Annotated in this window: 17 protein-coding genes and 1 pseudogene; 9 read left to right on the top strand and 9 right to left on the bottom strand. The window is 70.6% G+C overall.

What is annotated here, in order from left to right:
* Window positions 1-44 precede the first annotated feature (44 nt).
* On the top strand, window positions 45-671 hold the full coding sequence (locus tag OG735_RS07975) for a TetR/AcrR family transcriptional regulator (protein WP_327322417.1): 627 nt from the start codon (window positions 45-47) through the stop codon (window positions 669-671).
* A 171-nt stretch (window positions 672-842) separates the two neighbouring features.
* Here OG735_RS07975 and OG735_RS07970 read toward each other — a convergent pair whose 3' ends face one another.
* Window positions 843-1,784, bottom strand: coding sequence for an ADP-ribosylglycohydrolase family protein (locus OG735_RS07970; protein WP_327322416.1), 942 nt, complete (start codon window positions 1,782-1,784; stop codon window positions 843-845).
* 78 nt (window positions 1,785-1,862) lie between these two features.
* Between OG735_RS07970 and OG735_RS07965 the strand changes: the two genes are divergently transcribed.
* Window positions 1,863-2,099: a hypothetical protein gene (locus OG735_RS07965; RefSeq protein ID WP_327322415.1), complete on the top strand. Its 237-nt coding sequence runs from the start codon at window positions 1,863-1,865 to the stop codon at window positions 2,097-2,099.
* 39 nt (window positions 2,100-2,138) lie between these two features.
* On the opposite strand, the gene OG735_RS07960 is transcribed toward OG735_RS07965, so the two are convergent.
* A complete protein-coding gene (locus tag OG735_RS07960) occupies window positions 2,139-3,737 on the bottom strand; it encodes an amino acid permease (RefSeq protein WP_327322414.1) in 1,599 nt (532 codons plus the stop codon).
* Between the two features lie 230 nt (window positions 3,738-3,967).
* Here OG735_RS07960 and OG735_RS07955 point away from each other — a divergent pair.
* A pseudogene (locus tag OG735_RS07955) lies at window positions 3,968-4,102 on the top strand (FAD-dependent oxidoreductase); the annotation flags it as partial.
* Window positions 4,103-4,242: 140 nt separating this feature from the next.
* Window positions 4,243-5,505: a cyclopropane-fatty-acyl-phospholipid synthase family protein gene (locus tag OG735_RS07950; protein ID WP_327322413.1), complete on the top strand. Its 1,263-nt coding sequence runs from the start codon at window positions 4,243-4,245 to the stop codon at window positions 5,503-5,505.
* A gap of 42 nt (window positions 5,506-5,547) precedes the next feature.
* Here OG735_RS07950 and OG735_RS07945 read toward each other — a convergent pair whose 3' ends face one another.
* The 5 genes from OG735_RS07945 to OG735_RS07925 all read right to left on the bottom strand — a co-directional run bounded on the left by OG735_RS07945 (window position 5,548) and on the right by OG735_RS07925 (window position 9,858).
* The gene (locus OG735_RS07945; RefSeq protein ID WP_327322412.1) at window positions 5,548-6,918 is read right to left on the bottom strand and encodes a cryptochrome/photolyase family protein; all 1,371 of its coding nucleotides are present in this window, start codon (window positions 6,916-6,918) and stop codon (window positions 5,548-5,550) included.
* 13 nt (window positions 6,919-6,931) lie between these two features.
* Window positions 6,932-7,678, bottom strand: coding sequence for an anti-sigma factor (locus tag OG735_RS07940; protein WP_327322411.1), 747 nt, complete (start codon window positions 7,676-7,678; stop codon window positions 6,932-6,934).
* Window positions 7,675-8,259: a sigma-70 family RNA polymerase sigma factor gene (locus OG735_RS07935; protein ID WP_327322410.1), complete on the bottom strand. Its 585-nt coding sequence runs from the start codon at window positions 8,257-8,259 to the stop codon at window positions 7,675-7,677. The genes OG735_RS07940 and OG735_RS07935 overlap by 4 nt, the downstream gene beginning before the upstream one ends.
* A gap of 163 nt (window positions 8,260-8,422) precedes the next feature.
* On the bottom strand, window positions 8,423-8,884 hold the full coding sequence (locus OG735_RS07930) for an ABA4-like family protein (protein ID WP_327322409.1): 462 nt from the start codon (window positions 8,882-8,884) through the stop codon (window positions 8,423-8,425).
* Window positions 8,881-9,858, bottom strand: coding sequence for a hypothetical protein (locus OG735_RS07925; protein ID WP_327322408.1), 978 nt, complete (start codon window positions 9,856-9,858; stop codon window positions 8,881-8,883). The genes OG735_RS07930 and OG735_RS07925 overlap by 4 nt, the downstream gene beginning before the upstream one ends.
* Before the next feature lie 113 nt (window positions 9,859-9,971).
* Between OG735_RS07925 and OG735_RS07920 the strand changes: the two genes are divergently transcribed.
* Window positions 9,972-10,616 carry a MerR family transcriptional regulator gene (locus OG735_RS07920; protein WP_327322407.1) on the top strand — a complete coding sequence of 215 codons (645 nt, stop codon included), beginning with the start codon at window positions 9,972-9,974 and terminating at the stop codon, window positions 10,614-10,616.
* A 273-nt stretch (window positions 10,617-10,889) separates the two neighbouring features.
* Here the strand turns inward: OG735_RS07920 and OG735_RS07915 are convergent, their stop codons facing one another.
* Both OG735_RS07915 and OG735_RS07910 read right to left on the bottom strand, forming a co-directional pair.
* Window positions 10,890-11,738 carry a siderophore-interacting protein gene (locus OG735_RS07915; protein WP_327322406.1) on the bottom strand — a complete coding sequence of 283 codons (849 nt, stop codon included), beginning with the start codon at window positions 11,736-11,738 and terminating at the stop codon, window positions 10,890-10,892.
* A gap of 50 nt (window positions 11,739-11,788) precedes the next feature.
* Window positions 11,789-12,694, bottom strand: a complete 906-nt coding sequence (locus OG735_RS07910; protein ID WP_327328242.1) for a 5'-3' exonuclease — start codon at window positions 12,692-12,694, stop codon at window positions 11,789-11,791.
* A 278-nt stretch (window positions 12,695-12,972) separates the two neighbouring features.
* On the opposite strand from OG735_RS07910, the gene OG735_RS07905 reads away from it, so the two are divergent.
* The 4 genes from OG735_RS07905 (at window position 12,973) to OG735_RS07890 (ending at window position 17,453) form a co-directional block, all read left to right on the top strand.
* Window positions 12,973-14,127 (top strand): quaternary amine ABC transporter ATP-binding protein, encoded by a 1,155-nt coding sequence (locus OG735_RS07905; RefSeq protein WP_327322405.1) that lies wholly within the window; start codon window positions 12,973-12,975, stop codon window positions 14,125-14,127.
* Entirely contained in the window at window positions 14,120-15,955 is a 1,836-nt protein-coding gene (locus OG735_RS07900; protein ID WP_327322404.1) for an ABC transporter permease/substrate binding protein, read from the top strand. The genes OG735_RS07905 and OG735_RS07900 overlap by 8 nt, the downstream gene beginning before the upstream one ends.
* A gap of 176 nt (window positions 15,956-16,131) precedes the next feature.
* Window positions 16,132-16,719 carry a helix-turn-helix domain-containing protein gene (locus OG735_RS07895; RefSeq protein WP_327328241.1) on the top strand — a complete coding sequence of 196 codons (588 nt, stop codon included), beginning with the start codon at window positions 16,132-16,134 and terminating at the stop codon, window positions 16,717-16,719.
* A gap of 11 nt (window positions 16,720-16,730) precedes the next feature.
* On the top strand, window positions 16,731-17,453 hold the full coding sequence (locus tag OG735_RS07890; RefSeq protein WP_327322403.1) for a helical backbone metal receptor: 723 nt from the start codon (window positions 16,731-16,733) through the stop codon (window positions 17,451-17,453).
* Window positions 17,454-17,475: the final 22 nt, after the last annotated feature.

Genomic DNA, 17,475 nt, shown 5'->3' with positions numbered 1-17,475 from the left:
GGGGTGTGCGGTTGGCGCTCCGAGGGTGTGCGACGATCGGCTGCATGGGCACCACCACAGGACGACGGGTCGGGCGGCCGCGCGCGGAGCAGCGGCCGGACAGCGGGCTGTCCGCGCGCGACGAACTGCTGGCCGCGGCGGCCGAGTTGTTCACGACGCACGGCTACGCGGCGACCACGACGCGGGTGGTCGCGGAGAGCGCGGGGATGCGCCAGGCGACGATGTACCACTACTTCGGGGGCAAGGAGGACCTGCTCGCGGAGCTCCTCGAGTCGACGGTCACGCCCTCCCTGACCCTGGCGCGCGACCTGCTCGCGGACGATACGCGTCCGGCGGAGACGCTCCTGTGGGAGCTGTGCCGCTCGGACGTGGAGCTGCTGTGCGGCGGGCCGCACAACCTGGGCGCGCTGTATCTGCTGCCGGAGGTGCGGGGCGAACGCTTCGCCGGCTTCCACCGGGTGCGGGCGGATTTGAAGGACGCGTACGGGCAGCTGCTGGGGGCGACGGCGGCGGGGGCCGAGCTGGACAAGGGCGAGCTCCAGCTCCGTACGGACCTGGTGTTCGGGCTGATCGAGGGCGTGATCCTGGTGCACAGGTCGGATCCGGAGCGGGCGGTGGGGGTGTTCGCGCGGGCGACGGCGGATGCGGCGCTGCGGATCGCCGGGGCGTGAGGTAGGGCGCGGTTTTCCTCACCCCGCCCCTTCCCGAAACCGAAGACTCCCCCCGGGCCCCTGGCGGGAGGGCTGCACAGGGGCTGACACCCCATACCGCCGCCGCGCGGCGGCCTCGCGCCGTCGGAGACCCACCGGCCGCCCCGCACAGGCCCGGCCCTCCGGCGGCCGTCACGACTCCAACGCCTCGGCCAGCCACGTCAGTTCAGCCAGTCGCAGCACCCGGCCCCCGTACCCCGGCAGCGGTACGTGCAGCGGCTCCAGCCATCTCGTCGGGATGGCCCCGATCCCGTACACCGCCCCCGCCAGCATGCCCGTCACCGCCGCCACCGTGTCCGTGTCGCCGCCCAGGTCGATCGCCGCGGCCACGGACTCCTCGTACGACGCCGTTGTGCGCAGTGCCCAGAGCGCCGAGCCCAGACACGGCCATACCGCGCCGTTGAACTCCGTCGCCTCGTCCGGGTGCCAGTCAGCTGCGAGTACCTTCGCCCATCCGGCGCGGTAGTCCGCGTCGACCAGCTGCAGCGTCGGCGGCACGGCGGTGAGCGGATCCGCGCCGTCCAGGGCCGCGCGGACCAGTTCGTGGAGGATCGCCGTGCCCTCCCAGGCCGCGCGGTCACCGTGGGTCAGCGCCGCGATCCGGCGGGCGGCCGCCATCGTGGCCCTGGTTCCTGCACCCGCGAAGTACACCGCCGATGTCGAGGCCCTCATCACGGAGCCGTTCCCGGCCGCCCGGCCCGTGATGTGGAAGTGCAGCGGTGCCGCGAGGTCCCACGGCGAGCCGTTCGTCAGCACGTCCTCGGTCTGGAGGCCGATGTCCTTCGGATCGTCCGCCGCCCAGCGCTGGAACCGGCCGAAGATGTCCGGCAGATCCAGTCCGTTCCGTTCCAGCAGTGATTCGCCGACCAGCACCGCCATCTGTGTGTCGTCCGTCGCTTCGCCGGGGTCCCAGCCGCCGCCCCCGCTCATCTCGCCCACGCCGTCCGGGAATTGCGTGGTGTAGACGCCCGGCTCACGGAACTCGAAGGGCGCACCCAGCGCGTCGCCGACCGCCGAGCCTACGACTGTGCCGATCACTCGGTCCATGCGGTTGACGCGGTTCACGCGGTTCATTCCGCCAGCGTAGAGAGGCTCAGCGGCGAGCAGTACACCGCATCGGCACCCGCGCGGGGCCGACGGTAGCCTGCGGTGATGAACAACTGGCTGCCGGACTTCGAGCCCCTCCCCGATCCCGAGGCCCTCATCGCCCCCGAGATCACCGAGACCGAGTGCAGGCAGTGCGGTACCCGCGTATCCGGTCTTGACGGGCGCTACGCATGCGGAGTGTGCGGCTGGGTCAACGACCACACGGAAGGCCACCGGCCGCTTCCGCTGGCCGAGGACGACGCCGATTTTCCGCGCAGGAGGGCCAGGGCCGGCAAAGCCTGAGGCGCGCGACGGGGCGGCACAGCGCGGCCACGGCGGTGGCTACGCCGCACCTTCCGGCAGCCCTCCGGCGGGACCGGCCTCCGGCGCCGGCCCGGCCTCCGGTGCCGGGATCGCCCGGCGCGCCCTCCACGCGCGCGCAATCGCTCCGATTCCCACCGTGCCCAGCAGGAACAGCACCGTGAACCACTGGAAGTACCAGTGCCCGCCCGACGGGTCGTACACCGCCGCCCGCGGCCAGGCCAGGTTCACCGTCATGAACAGGCCGTACGCCAGTGCCACGATGTTGACCGGCAGGCCCCAGCGGCCGAGCGAGAACAGTGGGCGGCCCGACTCGTCCACCTCGTCGGCGCCGGGGCCGCGGGCCCATTCGCCGCGCAGTCTGCGTACCAGCATCGGGCCCGTCACCATCGCGTAGGCCAGATACAGCATGGCGATGCAGGTCGTGCCGATGGCGAGGAAGGCCTCCGGCGAGGCGAGGTTGAGCAGGCCCAGCGCCGCGGCCGCCGCGCCGACGGCCAGGGCGGGGCCGGCCGGCATTCCGGTGCGCGGGGAGACTTTTGCGAGGCGGGCCGAGAAGGGCAGGACGCCGTCGCGCGCCATCGAGAAGAGCATCCGGGCGCCCGCCGTCTGGATGGCCAGCGTGGCCACCGCGATGGCGATCACCACATCGATGAGCAGCGCCTTGCCGACACCGTCGCCGAGGCTGCTGGTGAGGACGTACGACAGACCCTCGGTCGCGAGCCGCCCGTCGGTCAGACTCGGCGCGGCCAGCACCCCGCCGAGCAGCAGCAGTCCGCCGAGTACACCGGCCGAGACCAGCGCGAGAAGGATCGTGCGCGGGGCGGTACGGCGAGGGCTGCGGGTCTCCTCGCTGAGTTCGCCGGCGCTGTCGAAGCCGATGAGGACGTACGCCGCAGTGAAGGAGCCGACGAGCAGCGCGCCGATCGCTCCGCCCTGGCCGCCGGTGTGCAGGGTGACGCCCGCGCCACGCTCGGAGTGGGTCAGGAGCAGCACCACGATCAGCACCGCGCCGATGATCTCCGCGGTCACACCGATGCGGTTGACGGCGGACATGACGCGGTTGTCGAGGAGGTTGACGGCGGTGGTCAGGACGAGGAGTACGACCGCGAGCAGCGCGGCGTTCGCGGCGCCCGACGGCGTCACGGGCGACGGGTCGCCGCCGAACAGCTGGAAGCCCGGCCAGATCGCGGGGAGTACGACCTGGAGTGCCAGGGCTGCCGCGGCGACCACCACGATCTGGCCGATCACCATGATCCAGCCCGCGAACCAGCCGAAGGACGGTGTGCTGAGCCGTGTCGACCACTGGTAGATCGCGCCCGACAGCGGGTAGCGGGCGGCGAGTTCGGCGAAGCAGGCCGCGACCAGCAACTGCCCGGCCAGCACGGCAGGCCAGGTCCAGAAGAAGGCCGCGCCACCGAAGGAGAAGCCGAACGCGAAGAACTGGAAGACCGTGGTGAGGACGGAGATGAAGGAGAACCCGGCGGCGAAGGAGGCGTAGCGCCCCATGCTGCGGTGCAGCTCCTGCCGGTAGCCGAAGCCGGCCAGCGCGGTCGCGTCGCCGCCGCGGTCGTTCTCCGGGGGATCGGGTCGTACGTCGGTGGGTGCGGTGGCGGTCATGGCAGCCCCTGTCGCTGATTCCGGTTGTTGATTCCGGTCGGGTGACAGAAATTAGGGACGGGCTGTTTCACCGGTGTCACACGTCCATGTCCGCGCGGGGCCCAAGTCCTCACGCCCGTACTCCTTGTGCGCCGTCCGCCGAAAGATCTCCCCGTCGACCAATCCAACGCCCCCACCGCGCCGAATGAATGGTGGACGGCGGTGCCGGAGCCGGCCGGGAGGGAGCGGGAATGACAGCGGAACTGCGGCGTACGGCCGTGGTCGGCGGTGGAGTCGCAGGGCTGAGCGCCGCGTATGTGCGGCAGCGCTCGCACCAGGTGTCGCTGTACGAGGCGGACGGCCGGCCCCGCGGGCATTCGCACACCCCCCTGCTCCATGCGGCCCTGCGCAGCCCCTCTCCAACCTGGCCGTATCCGCCGGTATCCGGTTCCACGGCATCCGCCTCCATCTGCGCGGACCGCCCGTACAACCTCGTTCCCGCCATGTGCCCCCAGGAGGGTGTGAAGTGAGCGTGACCGTGTCCTCGGCACCATCGAGAGCCGCGTCCGTCGACGCGCGGAGCTGGCCCGACGTGGCCCGGCTGCCCCGGACCTCCCGGCTGCGGACCGCCGCCGCCGAACGGCTCGTCCTGCGCGCGCTGGGCAGGCTGCCGCTACGGGTCCGCTTCGCGGGCGGCGCGCCGATCGGCCGGGGCGGGCCCCTCATGGAGGTGCACAATCCGCAGCCATTCTTCCGCCGTATCGGCGCGAGCGGACTCATCGGCTTCGGCGAGTCGTACATGGCGGGCGAATGGGAGGCCCGTGACCTCGTGGGCGTACTGGCCGTACTCGCCGAGAACCCCGCGACCCTCGCCCCCGAGCCCCTCCGCCGGCTGCGCGGAGCCTGGGCGCCCACGCGGCAGGCCCGGCACCGCAAAACGTCCGACGGCCCCCGCGCCGGCATCGGCCACCACTACGACCTGTCGAACGAGCTCTTCGCGCTCTTTCTCGACGAGACCCTGTCGTACTCCTCCGCCCTCTTCCGCGGTTTCCCGGCCGAACAGAATCTGCTGCCCGCCGCCCAGCACCGCAAGATCGACCGGCTGCTCGACCTGGCGCAGGTCGGATCCGGCACTCAGCTGCTCGAAATCGGCACAGGCTGGGGCGAGTTGGCGATCCGTGCGGCACAGCGCGGCGCCCGCGTGCTGACCGTGACCCTCTCGAGTGAGCAGCATGCGCTTGCGCGGCGACGCGTCCACGAGGCGGGACTGGCGGACCGGGTGACCGTCCTGCTGCGCGACTACCGCAAGGTGCTCGGCCGCTACGACGCGATCGTCAGCGTGGAGACGATCGAGGCCGTCGGCGAGGAGCTGTGGCCGGAGTACTTCAGGATGCTGGACCGGCTGCTCGCGCCGGGCGGGCGGATCGCGCTTCAGTCGATCACTACGACGCAGGAGAGGCTGCCGGCCTCCCGAACCAACTGCACCTGGATCCAGAAGTACATCTTCCCGGGCGGGCTGCTGCCCTCGACCGAGGCGATCGAGCAGGTCGTCACCGGCTGCACCGGACTGCGGGTGGCCGAGCGGTACGGCTTCGGCCCGCACTACGCCGAGACGCTGCGGCTGTGGAGTGAGCGCTTCGCCCACCGAGCCGCCGCGGTCGGCGCCCTCGGTTTCGACGAGACCTTCCGCCGGATGTGGACCTTCTATCTCGCCTACTCCGAAGCGGGCTTCCGCTCCGGCCGGCTGGATGTGCAGCAACTGCTGCTGACGAAGGAGGAGACGGTGTGAGGACCGCCCTGCCCCGGGTGCCCGGACCCGGGGGATCTCCGATCAGTGCAGGCCGCGGGCCCGCTCGAACCGCGCCCGCCCTTCCGCCGGTTCCACCAGCGGATCGGGATAGTCGAGCCGGGCCCGGTCCAGCCCGTCGAGATTCCACGGCTGGTGCACGGCGGGCCCGGCCAGCTGTGCGAGCTCAGGGACCCAGCGGCGTACGTAGTCGCCCTGCGGGTCGAATCGCTTCGCCTGAGCGAGCGGATTGAGGACACGGTTGGGGCGGGTGTCGGTCCCGGTGCCCGCCACCCACTGCCAGTTGAGCTGGTTGTTGGCGATGTCCCCGTCCACCAGCAGATCCAGGAAGTGGCGGGCGCCGATGCGCCAGTCCAGGTACAGAGTCTTGGTGAAGTAGCTCGCCGCCAGCAGCCGCCCGCGGTTGTGCATCCAGCCCTCGTGCAGCAGCTGACGCATCGCCGCGTCCACGATCGGGCAGCCGGTGCGGCCCGCCTTCCAGGCGGCGATCGCCTTCTCGTCACTGCGCCAGTGGTCGCCGCGTGCACGGTAGTCGGCGTGGGCCGCCCCGGGCCGGGCCGCCAGGACCTGGTGATGGAAGTCCCGCCAGGCGAGCTGCCGTACGAAGGCGTCCGCGCCAGGACCGCCCTTGCGCCGCGCCCGGTGGACGAGTTCGGTGGCGGAGAGCGTGCCGAAGTGCAGATGCGGCGAGAGCCGGGAGGTGGCATCGCCCGGCAGATCGTCGTGCCGCTCCGCGTACGCCGCGATGCCCGCGTCTGTGTCGGCGAGCCAGGCGGTCAGCCGCCGTCGGCCCGCCGGCTCCCCGCCCTTGGCGAGACCGGGTGACACGCCGGTCACCGCGGTGCGGCGCGGCAGCGGATGGCCGGCGAGCTCGGGGACCGGCACCGACCGCGGAGCCGCCATGGTCTCGCGCAGCCCGGCCGCCTCCCACCTGCGGAAGTACGCCGAGAACACCGCGAAATGGTCGCGGTCGGCAGGCGTGACCCGCCCCGGCGGCAGCGCGGTGACCACCGCGTCATGGACGTGCAGGGCACAGCGCACCGCCGCCAGCGCACTGCGCAGCTGCTCCTCCCTGCGTACGGCGTAGGCGCTGACCCCGGCGGCGACATGCACAGCGCGGGCCCCGGTCTCGGCGACGATCCGGCAGACCTGCTCGGCGACATGGCCGGTACGGATCACCAGCCGACCGCCGCGTTCATGCAGCCCGGCATCGAGCGAGGCCAGGCAGTCGGCGAGGAAGGCGCGGCGGTTGGGTGCGTCGAAGCCCGCTTTCCGGATGCCCGGATCCAGCACGAACAGCGGCACGACCTCGTCGGCGCCGCGCAGTGCCGCACGCAGTGCCGGCTGGTCGTGCAGCCGTAGATCGGAGGTGAAGAGCATGACCGCAACACTCATGCGCCGTCCTTCCTCAGGCGGGGAAGCTCGTCAGGGCAAGGGGGGCGGAGGTCGGCTGGGGGGAGCCGCCCGCCGGTTCGACGGTGATGCCCATGCCCGAGGCGGTGTTCACCGGTCCGTCCATCAGGACGGCGTTGGTGGTGGTCGCGGGGTCCATCAGCCCCGCCGAACGCATCTTTCCGCTGTCGCTGAACCAGAGTTGGTAGACCTTGCCCTGCGGCGGCTTCGGCAGGTCGGAGGCGAGGAAGGCCGCCTTGTTCCTGTCGCGTGAGACGACCACTGTGCCGGTCGCCCCGTCCTTGAGCTTCACGGCGCTGACCCTCGCGTCCGGGGCGGCGAGCACCGAGGCCAGTTCCTCGGCCTGCTGCTGAGAGCGCTGCGCCAGGTCGCGTGCGTCCTGCGCCGCCTGGTGCTGCCAGACGGCCACCCCACCGAAGGTGGCGGCAGCGGCGAGGCAGGCCGCCAGCGCGAAGCGCGACAGAGCCCGGCCGCGGTTGCCGCCGGGGCGTGCCCGGCGTGAGACCCGCGGCGGAACCTGGCGCTCCGCGGAGACCTGCCGCATCACCCGCTGCTTGAGCGCGGGCGGCGGCGTCACGGCCACAGCGAGCCCCAATTTCCCGACCGTGGCGGCCAGTTCGCGTACTTCCTGTGCGCAGGCCGGACACACCTCCAGATGCCGCTCGAACTCGGCACGCTCGTCGGGCGCCAGCGCGTGCAGCACATAGGCGCCGGTCAGCGTGTGCAGATCAGCGATGGTCATGCGCTCACCCCCAGGCAGTCGCGCAGCCGGATGAGCCCGTCGCGCAGTCGTGTCTTGACCGTGCCGAGCGGCACGGAGAGCAGTTCGGCCACTTCCCGGTAGGCCAGCCCCCGGTAGTACGCGAGCGTCACCGACTGCCGCTGCAACTCGGTCAGGCTGCGCAGACACCGCCGTACCTGCTCACGTTCGAGGCGGGCCTCGACCTGCTCGGTGACGTCGTCATAGGCCGGCGTCCGTTCGAGCAGCGCCGCTCGCCGCTCGCGGTCGCTCGCGGACTGTGCCGACCGGACCCGGTCCACGGCTCGCCGGTGCGCGAGCGTGAGAATCCAGGTCATCGCCGAACCGCGGGACGGCTGGAAGCGGGCTGCCGTACGCCAGACCTCGATCAGCACCTCCTGGGTCACCTCCTCCGACTGGGCGGGGTCGCGCAGCACGGCGCGCACCAGCCCGAGGACAGGTCCGCAGACACTGTCGTAGACCCGGGAGAAGGCCTCCTGGTCGCCTCTGGCCACCAGGCCGAGCAGTTGCTGCAGATCGGGACCCGCCGAGGTCGGGCCGCCGATGTGTACGGCTTCTTTCACGCGCACTTTCCTCCACGGTGTGGATGAGTGGACGGACAGATTTCATCAGGCATTCGGAGCCGATGGCCAGGTGGATTGGTACAGGGTTCGCAGCTGATTCCAGGCGGATCGGTTCGGGTGCGGCACGCCGAACCGCTTCCTGACCGGAAGTCCGTTGAGCTTTCTAGTACGAGAGCGGGTGTACGGCCCGGTCCGTGGCTCGGGTCGCGGACCGGGCCTTCACCGCGCGCAGCACCAGGAAGACGGGCAGGGCGAACGGCGACAGCAGGATGGTCAGCACCAGCAGGGGGCCCATCACCAGGGGATGGATACCCAGTCGTCGCGCCTCGAGGAACATCCACTGGCCGATGAGCAGATCCCAGGCGATGACCTGTGCCCAGAGTGCGCCGGCGCCGTTGGCCCGTACCGCCAGCTCGCGGAAGGTGTCGATGTCCGGGCTGCTCACCGCGGTCCAGAGCTCCGGGAAGACCGGTACCGCCATGACGACATAGATGACGAGGACACCCGAGATGGTCCAGGGCGACGCGGCCAGCCGCGCGGTCGGCGGCCAGGCCGGCGCGAAGATCATCAGCAGCCAGAACGGGGCGGCCAGCCAGAAGGTGATTTCAAAGAGCGTTCCGGTCATGCCACAAGCTCCTTCTCGGTGTCATCTGCGCTGCCCTGTGCGGGAGTTGGTGCGGGAGTTGTGCTCAGGAGCGATACGAGCGCTCCGGCTGCGGCGGCGACGAGGATCAGAGCCGCGGCGCCGAGCGTCGCACCGTCCGGGTGGATCAGCGGCTGGCCGCGCAGCGCCTGCCAGGTAACGAGGGCGAGCACGGCGGCGTACGTGCCCGAGGCGACCAGCACGAGCCGCAGCCGTACGCGCTCGTCCCGCAGCCGGGTGAAGCGCGGAGCCAGGACGATGAGCGCGAGCAGGAAGAGCGGGATCAGTTGAAGGGCGTGCATACCGACGAAGTGCGGGATGCGGAGATCGCCGCCGGTGGTCGACCAGCCGGTGAGCGGCATGGCGGGACCGCCTTCGGGTACGCCGACGCTGTGGGCGCCGACCACCTGGGAGACGCTGCGGCCACCGGCCGCCTCCTGCTCCGGAGTCGCCCGTGTCATCAGGTTTCCGAGGGCGACGCCCACCAGTGCGATGGCCGCGCCGAGCCGCATCGCCCAGGCGGCGGCGCGGTCGGCCATCGGCGAGCGGAACAACAGGATGACGATGATCAGAGAGCTGATCCAGAGGGTGACGATGGTCGCCCCCATGATGTTGAACAGCATCCCGTCGAAGGCGGTTTCGAAGTTGAAGTGACTGCGCTTGCCGCGGATCACCTGCCCGGTGATGATCACAATCTCGATCGCGCCGGTCAGCGCGACGACGGTGCCGGCCCACCAGCCCACCCGGCGGCCGCGGCCGGCCAGCGAGAGCATCCAGGCCAGCGTCAGCGCGTAGATCATCAGTGAGGCCGAGAACTTGAGGGGCTTGAACCAGATCGGCGAGCCCACCAAAACCCGGTCGTCGACGACCATGCCCACGCCCGAAACGACGAATACGACCGCCATCGAGGCGGCGAAGACCATGAGCGGCCGGTGCCAAGAACGCCATGAAGACATAGGTATCCCCTCCGTCGGATTCCTCGAATAGATAGCGGAACTATCTGCTATCCGATAGTGGAACTATCTATGATGAGTGCTGTGGCTGGCAAGAGCGAAGAGGTGAACACGCGGTGCGCATCGGAGAGTTGAGTCGCAGAACCGGGGTCCCGGTGCCGACGATCAAGTACTACGTCCGTGAAGGCCTGCTCCCCGCCGGGCAGCTGACGAGCCCGAACCAGGCGAGCTACGACGACGCGCACGAGCGCAGGCTGCGGCTGATCCGCGCGCTGCTCGATGTGGGCGGGCTGAAGGTGGCGGCGATCGCGGAGGTCCTCGCGGCGGTCGACGACCCCGGCCAGTCCGTGCACAAGGTGCTGGGCGCGGCCACGGACCCCATCGTCCCGCGGTACGCCGAAGGTGAGCCGGACGCGGAGCTGGAAGGGGCGCGCGAGGAGGTCCGGGAACTGATCGCACGGCGTGGCTGGCGGGTGGACGACGACACCCCGGCCGCCGAGGCGCTCGCGGCCGCGCTGGCCGCGCTGGACCGCGTGGGGCACGGAGCCTTCATCGAAGTGCTGGACGACTACGCGTCCGCCGCGGAACAGGTGGCACGGGCGGACATCGCGTATGTCGGACGCCGGGCGGGCCTTGACGACCTGGTGGAGAGCGTGGTGATCGGCACGGTGCTGGGTGACGCGGTGCTGGTCGCACTGCGCCGGCTTGCCCACGTGGACGTCTCGGCACGCAGGTACGGGGACGACAGGCCGCCGGACTGAAGGGACGAGGGGGCCGGATTGAGGGACGAGGGGGTCGGGCTGAAGGGACGAGGGGTCGGTGTCCGATGCCGTTCCCCCTTCGCGCGGCCGACTTTGCCCGTCACGAAGAGAACGGCCGACGGCTCTGCCCGCTACGTGGAGAACTGCCGACGGCTCCACGCGGAGAACGGCATCGCTCGGCCGCGCTCGGGACAGGTCCCGGCCGAGCCCCCTGCCCCAGGAACGAAAACGCCCCCGGCCGCAACCGCAGCCGAGGGCCAGGAGACGCCTGCGTCAGGCCGCCTTCTCCTGTTCCTGTTCCCGTTCCACCTGATCGTTCCATTCGCGCTTCACCGCGCGCCACGCCTCGTCGTTCTGGCCCAGTCGCCAGTACCCCGAGATCGACAGATGCTCGCGCGGAATCTGCCGGTCCAGCCGCAGATGGCGCCGCAGCTCCCGTACGAACGCCGCCTCGCCGTGTACGAACGCGCAGACGTCGCCCGCCGGGAACTCCAGCGCGGTGACCGCCGCGACCAGTGCCTCACCGGCCGGCCGGGCCCCGCGGTGCAGCCAGTTGATCTCGACTCCCTCGGGCGTGTCGACCTTCTGCTCGTCCTCGGGGCCGTCGACCTCGACGAAGGCGTGGACACGAGCGCCCGCCGGCATCGCCTCCAGTGACGCGGCGATCGCCGGCAGTGCGCTCTCGTCGCCCACCAGCAGATGCCAGTCCGCCGTCGCAGCCGGGGCATAGCCGCCGCCGGGCCCCAGGAAGCGCACCGTCTCGCCCACCCGCGCCCGGGCCGCCCACGGCCCGGCCAGGCCTTCGTCGCCGTGAACCACGAAGTCGACCGTCAGCTCACGCTGCGACGGATCCCAGCTCCGTACCGTGTATGTGCGGTTGGCCGGCCACTGCTCGCGCGGGAACTCCTCGCGGATCCGGTCGATGTCGAACGGCTCCGGATATGTCACTCCATCGGGCGCGAACAGCAGCTTGATGTAGTGGTCGGTGAACTCGTCGATGGCGAACCCGGCAAGGCTTTCACCGCCCAGCACGACGCGCACCATGTGAGGCGTGATCCGCTCCACGCGCACCACCTGCGCCTCGTGGGCCTTCCTTGCCTTGCGGGTCGGTCGTTCTGCCACGGCGTCTCCCCTGAACTCGTGCAGTGCTTAGGCTTGCCTAAGCTAACACCTCAGCCCTGGAGTGTGGACAGCAGACGCTTGAGCGCGCCACCGAGCCCCCACTGGGCCGCGAGCTCGTCGAGCGACGCCGGATCCCGCGGCTCGGAGGGCAGCGCGGGGTCGAAGTCGGGCAGTGATACGTCCGAAGCCACCCGTACGACCTTGGGCGCGACCGCGACATAGTCCCGCGCCTCGTCGAGCCGCTTGCGCTGCGACGGTGTCAGCTTGGCGAGCGGATCGTCGACGGCGGCCATGATCCCGGCCAGGTCGCCGAACGAGTCCAGCAGCTTGGCCGCGGTCTTCTCACCGATCCCGGGCACACCCGGCAGCCCATCGCTCGGGTCGCCGCGCAGCAGCGCCAGATCGACATAGCCCGGTCCGTCGACGCCGTACTTCTCGCGCAGCCACGCCTCGTCCGTGACCTGCAGTGTCCCGACGCCCTTCAGCGGATACAGCACGCGCCGGCCGCGGGCGTCGTCGACCAGCTGGAAGAGGTCGCGGTCGCCGGTGACGATGTCGACGGGCCCGGTGGCGCGCCCCGTGAGCGTGCCGATGATGTCGTCCGCCTCGTACCCGTCCACGCCGACACGGGCGATGCCGAGGGCGTCGAGCACGTCCATGATCACCGGAACCTGGGGCGAGAGGGTGTCCGGGGTTTCTTCCTCGTCCGGCCCCGTCTCCGTCTCGACGGCGACGCGGTGTGCCTTGTACGAAGGGATCAGCTCGACCCGCCAGTGCGGCCGCCAGTCGTTGTCCCAGCAGGCCACGAGGTCGTCGGGGCGGTGGTCCTGGACCAGCCGGGCGATGAAGTCGAGCAGTCCGCGCACGGCGTTGACCGGAGTGCCGTCGGGGGCCCGTACCGAGTTGGGGACCCCGAAATAGGCCCGGAAGTACAGGGAAGCGGTGTCGAGGAGCATCAGGCGTCGCGTCACAACCTTGATGATGCCGCACCCCACCGACAGCCACCCGCTCTCCACCCACAGCGGCCCCCTCGCACCGCCCTCGTGAGGTGGGTCACTGTCGGGTTTGGCCCGAAAGGGGCGAGGGCAGGCGCGGCCCCGGAGCGGACCCCACGGCACGGCTTTGGATCAAGACGGTCGGCACATGCCACGGGCAAGCGGGCGGAACCCGTCCTGCTCCACGGCTCGCCTGCGGGGGTTGGCGAGCCGTTTTCGGTTCAACGCGTGAGGTGTATGTGTCCAGGCTGCAAGCCGAGCACTTGTACAAAGTGTTCGGCAGACGACCCGACGAAGCGGTGCGCAAGCTCGAGAGCGGCAGTGACCGCGACGAGCTGCGCGCCGACGGAACGACCGCAGCGGTGATCGACGCATCGTTCGCCGTCGAGCCGGGGCAGATATTCGTCGTCATGGGTCTGTCCGGGTCCGGTAAGTCCACGCTGCTGCGCATGCTGAACGGACTGCTCGAGCCCACCGCCGGACGCGTGCTCTTCGACGGTCAGGACCTGACCGCCCTGAGCCCCCGCGAGCTGCGCTCCGTGCGCTCGACCAAGATCAGCATGGTGTTCCAGCACTTCGCGCTCTTCCCGCACCGCAGCGTGCTGGAGAACGCCGGCTACGGCCTCGAGGTGCAGGGTGTCCCGCGCGCCGAGCGCGACAAGCGCGCCGCCGAGGCCCTGGAGCTGGCCGGCCTCGCCGGCTGGGAGAACTCCTGGCCCGACGAGCTCTCCGGCGGTATGCAGCAGCGCGTCGGCCTGGCCCGCGCGCTCGCCACCGACGCCGATCTGCTGCTGATGGACGAGTCCTTCAGCGCGCTCGACCCGCTGATCCGCCGCGATATGCAGGACCAGCTGCTCGAGCTGCAGAAACGGCTCAAGAAGACCATCGTCTTCATCACCCACGACCTCAACGAGGCCATGCGCCTCGGCGACCGGATCGCGGTGATGCGGGACGGCAGGATCGTCCAGCTCGGCACTGCCGAGGACATCCTGGTCGCCCCGGCCAACGACTATGTCGCCTCCTTCACCCAGGACGTCGACCGCTCGCGGGTGCTGACCGCCGGCGCGATCATGGCCGATCCGCAGACGTCGTTCGGCAGGAAGACGGACAGCGGCAAGGAACTGCGCAACGCCAAGGACGTGCTCGCCGCGGCGCCCGCCACCGTCTCCGCCGACACGCCGATCATCGAGCTGTTCACCGCCTGCTCCACCAGCGGCGTCGCCGTAGCCGTCATCGACGACGAGGGGGAGCTGATCGGCGTCGTACCGCGCGCCCGGTTGCTCGCGGTCCTCGGCGAGCCGATGACCCCGGCAGCGATTCCGCCGCAGGACGCGGAATCGCGGCAGGCTGCGGTCCCGCAGCAGGGCGTGACCAAGGAGGTGGCCAGTGCCTAGGCTCCATCTCGGCGACTGGGTCGACGCCGGTGTCAACTGGCTCCAGTCCCATCTCTCCTGGCTCTTCGACGCCATCACCTCGGTCGTCACCGGTATGTACGACGGCATCGACGCGGCGCTCTCCGCGCCCCAGCCGCTGCTCTTCGCGGGCATCCTCGCGGTCGTCGCCTGGTGGCTGCGCGGGCTGCTCGGCGGCCTGCTGGCCTTCGCCGGCTTCGCGCTGATCGACTCCATCGAGCTGTGGGACGACGCGATGTCGACCCTCTCCCTGGTGCTCGTCGCCACGATCGTCACCCTGGTGATCGCCGTACCGCTCGGTATCCGGGCCTCGCGCTCCAAGACCGTCAGCGCCGTCACCCGGCCGGTCCTGGACTTCATGCAGACCATGCCGGCGATGGTCTATCTGATCCCCGGCATCATCTTCTTCGGCGTCGGCGTGGTCCCCGGCATCATCGCCACCATCGTCTTCGCCCTGCCGCCCGGTGTACGGATGACCGAGCTCGGCATCCGGCAGGTCGACGAGGAGCTCGTCGAGGCCGCCGAGGCCTTCGGCACCACGCCGCGCAACACCCTGCTCCGCGTCCAGCTCCCGCTCGCCCTGCCCACGATCATGGCCGGAATCAACCAGGTGATCATGCTGGGCCTGTCCATGGTCGTCATCGCCGGCATGGTCGGCGGCGGCGGTCTCGGCGGCGCGGTCTACCGCGCCATCGGCAATGTGGACATCGGCCTCGGCTTCGAAGCGGGCATCTCCATCGTCATCCTGGCGATGTACCTCGACCGGATGACCGGCGCGCTGGGCCGTCAGGTCTCACCGCTCGGCCGTCGCGCCCTCGCCAAGGCGAAGTCGCTGACCGGCGGGGTGAAGATCTGGAACTACCGTCCGCAGCCGGCCGTCGCCGTCGCGGGCGTCGTCGTCCTCGCGCTCGTCGCGGGCGGCATGAGCATGTTCGGCGGAGCCAAGACCGCCGACGCCTCGGCCGCCGGCAACGTCGGCCAGGGCAAGAAGGTCTCCATCGGATACATCCCGTGGGACGAGGGCATCGCCTCCACGTTCCTCTGGAAGGAGATGCTGGAGAAGCGCGGCTTCGAGGTCGAGACCAAGCAGCTGGAGGCCGGCGCGCTCTACACCGGTCTGGCCGGAGGCCAGGTCGACTTCCAGACCGACTCCTGGCTCCCGGTCACCCACGCCCAGTACTGGAAGCAGTACCAGAACAAGCTCGAGGACCTGGGCCCCTGGTACGGCCCCACCTCGCTTGAGCTCTCCGTCCCCTCGTACATGAAGGGCATCGACTCCCTCGAGGACCTCAAGGGCAAGTCGAGTCAGTTCAAGGGCCGGATCGTCGGCATCGAGCCCAGCGCCGGGATGATGGGCATCCTCAAGGACAAGGTCCTGAAGGACTACGGCCTGGAGGGCGAGTACAAGGTCGTCGACGGCTCGACGCCCGGCATGCTCGCAGAGCTGAAGCGCGCGTACGACAAGAAGGAACCCATCGTCACCACGCTGTGGTCGCCGCACTGGGCGTACAGCAGCTACGACCTGAAGAAGCTCAAGGACCCCAAGGGCTCCTGGGGCAAGGGTGACGGTGTGCACACGCTGGCCCGCAAGGGCTTCGCCGCCGACAACCCGCAGGTCGGCAAGTGGCTCAAGAACTTCAAGATGACCGAGAAGCAGCTCACGGACCTTGAAGCCAAGATCCAGACGACGGGCAAGGGCAAGGAGCAGGACGCGGTACGCGCCTGGCTCAAGGAGAACCCGGACCTCGCCGAGAAGTGGACGCCGGTCGCCAAGGCGGGCAAGGCCGCGAACACCATGGCTCCGCAGTAGCGGTTGAGCGTTGTACGAAGGGGTGGGCCCCGCTGCCGGCGATGCCCACCCCTTCGGGCTTTCCGGGCCGGGTCGGCCGCGGTACCGGCCCGCTCCCTGAGCACCGGCGGTCGGAAGCTGCGTAAGGTGAGACAGGACCAGGGAGGGGAGCCCGGCTGATGGACGCGATGGACGCGATGGACGCGAAGGACGCGAAGGACCCGAAGGAGACCGAACCCCTTCGGGTGGGCGCGGCCGTCCGCAGGCGCCGCCGGGCCCTTGACCTCACGCTGGCCGCCGTGGCGGAACGCAGCGGTCTCTCCGTGCCCTTCCTCAGCCAGATCGAGAACGAGCGGGCCCGCCCCAGCATGCGTTCGCTCCAGCGAGTCGCCGACGCGCTGGAGACCACGGCCGGCCGGTTGATCGCCGCATCCGACGCCGCCCGCACCATCAATGTCGTACGCGCCCCGGACGACACCGGGACTCCGCCCGCCGCCACGACCCGCCGCCTCGTGCGCGGACAGCATCAGCTGCAAGCCCTCGAATTCACCGGTGAGCAGGATGCGGGACGCGAGTTCCAGCACCGCAACGACGAGCTGATGTACGTCGCCGAAGGTACGGCGGAGGTCGAGGCGGAAGGACGCGCCTACCGGCTCGCGCGCGGCGACACCCTCTTCCTCTCCGGCGGCGTCCGGCACCGCTGGCGCGCCACCACGCCCGACACCCGGATCCTGGTCGTCACCGTCTCCGACCACATCGACGCGTCCGCGGACCAGCGGCGCTGAGGGCGGCTCCGGTGCGTGTCGTCTCGCTGGTGCCTTCGCTGACCGAGGCCGTGGCCGTCAGCGCACCCGGGCTGCTGGTCGGGGCCACGGACTGGTGCAGCCATCCCGCGGACCTCGATGTCGTACGGATCGGGGGCACCAAGAACCCGGACGTGGCGGCCGTGGTCCGGCTCCGCCCGGATCTCGTGATCGCGAACGAGGAGGAGAACCGGGAGCCCGATCTGGCCACACTGCGGGCGGCGGGCCTCGAGGTCCTCGTCACCGAGGTACGCGATCTGGAGCAGGCGTTCCGCGAGCTGCAGCGGGTGCTGGTGGCCGGGTGCGGGGTGGCGCGGCCGCGCTGGCTCGACGAGGCGGAGGCGGCGTGGGCCGCGGTCGCGTCGTTGGGGGAGTGGCGGGCGGTCGTGCCGATCTGGCGGCGACCGTGGATGGTGCTCGGCCGCGACACCTTCGCCGGTGATCTGCTGGCCCGGCTCGGCGTCAGAAATGTGTACGCGGGGCACACCGAGCGCTATCCGCGCATCCCGTTGGAGGAACTGCGGAACCGCGGCGCCCAGCTGGTGGTCCTGCCCGACGAGCCGTACCGCTTCGCGGCCGGCGACGGACCCGAGGCCTTTCCCGGGCTGCCCGCCGCGCCTGTCAGCGGCCGTCATCTGACCTGGTACGGGCCCTCACTGGCCGAGGCGCCCGCGGTGCTCAGCGCGTCGCTGCGACGAGCAACCCAGCAGATGTGACTGCGTTGTACGGCCGACGACT

It is taken from the genome of Streptomyces sp. NBC_01210, assembly GCF_036010325.1.
Classification (GTDB): domain Bacteria; phylum Actinomycetota; class Actinomycetes; order Streptomycetales; family Streptomycetaceae; genus Streptomyces.
The sequence above is the reverse complement of the archived record's forward strand: the minus strand, read 5'-3'. Positions and strand labels throughout refer to the sequence as shown.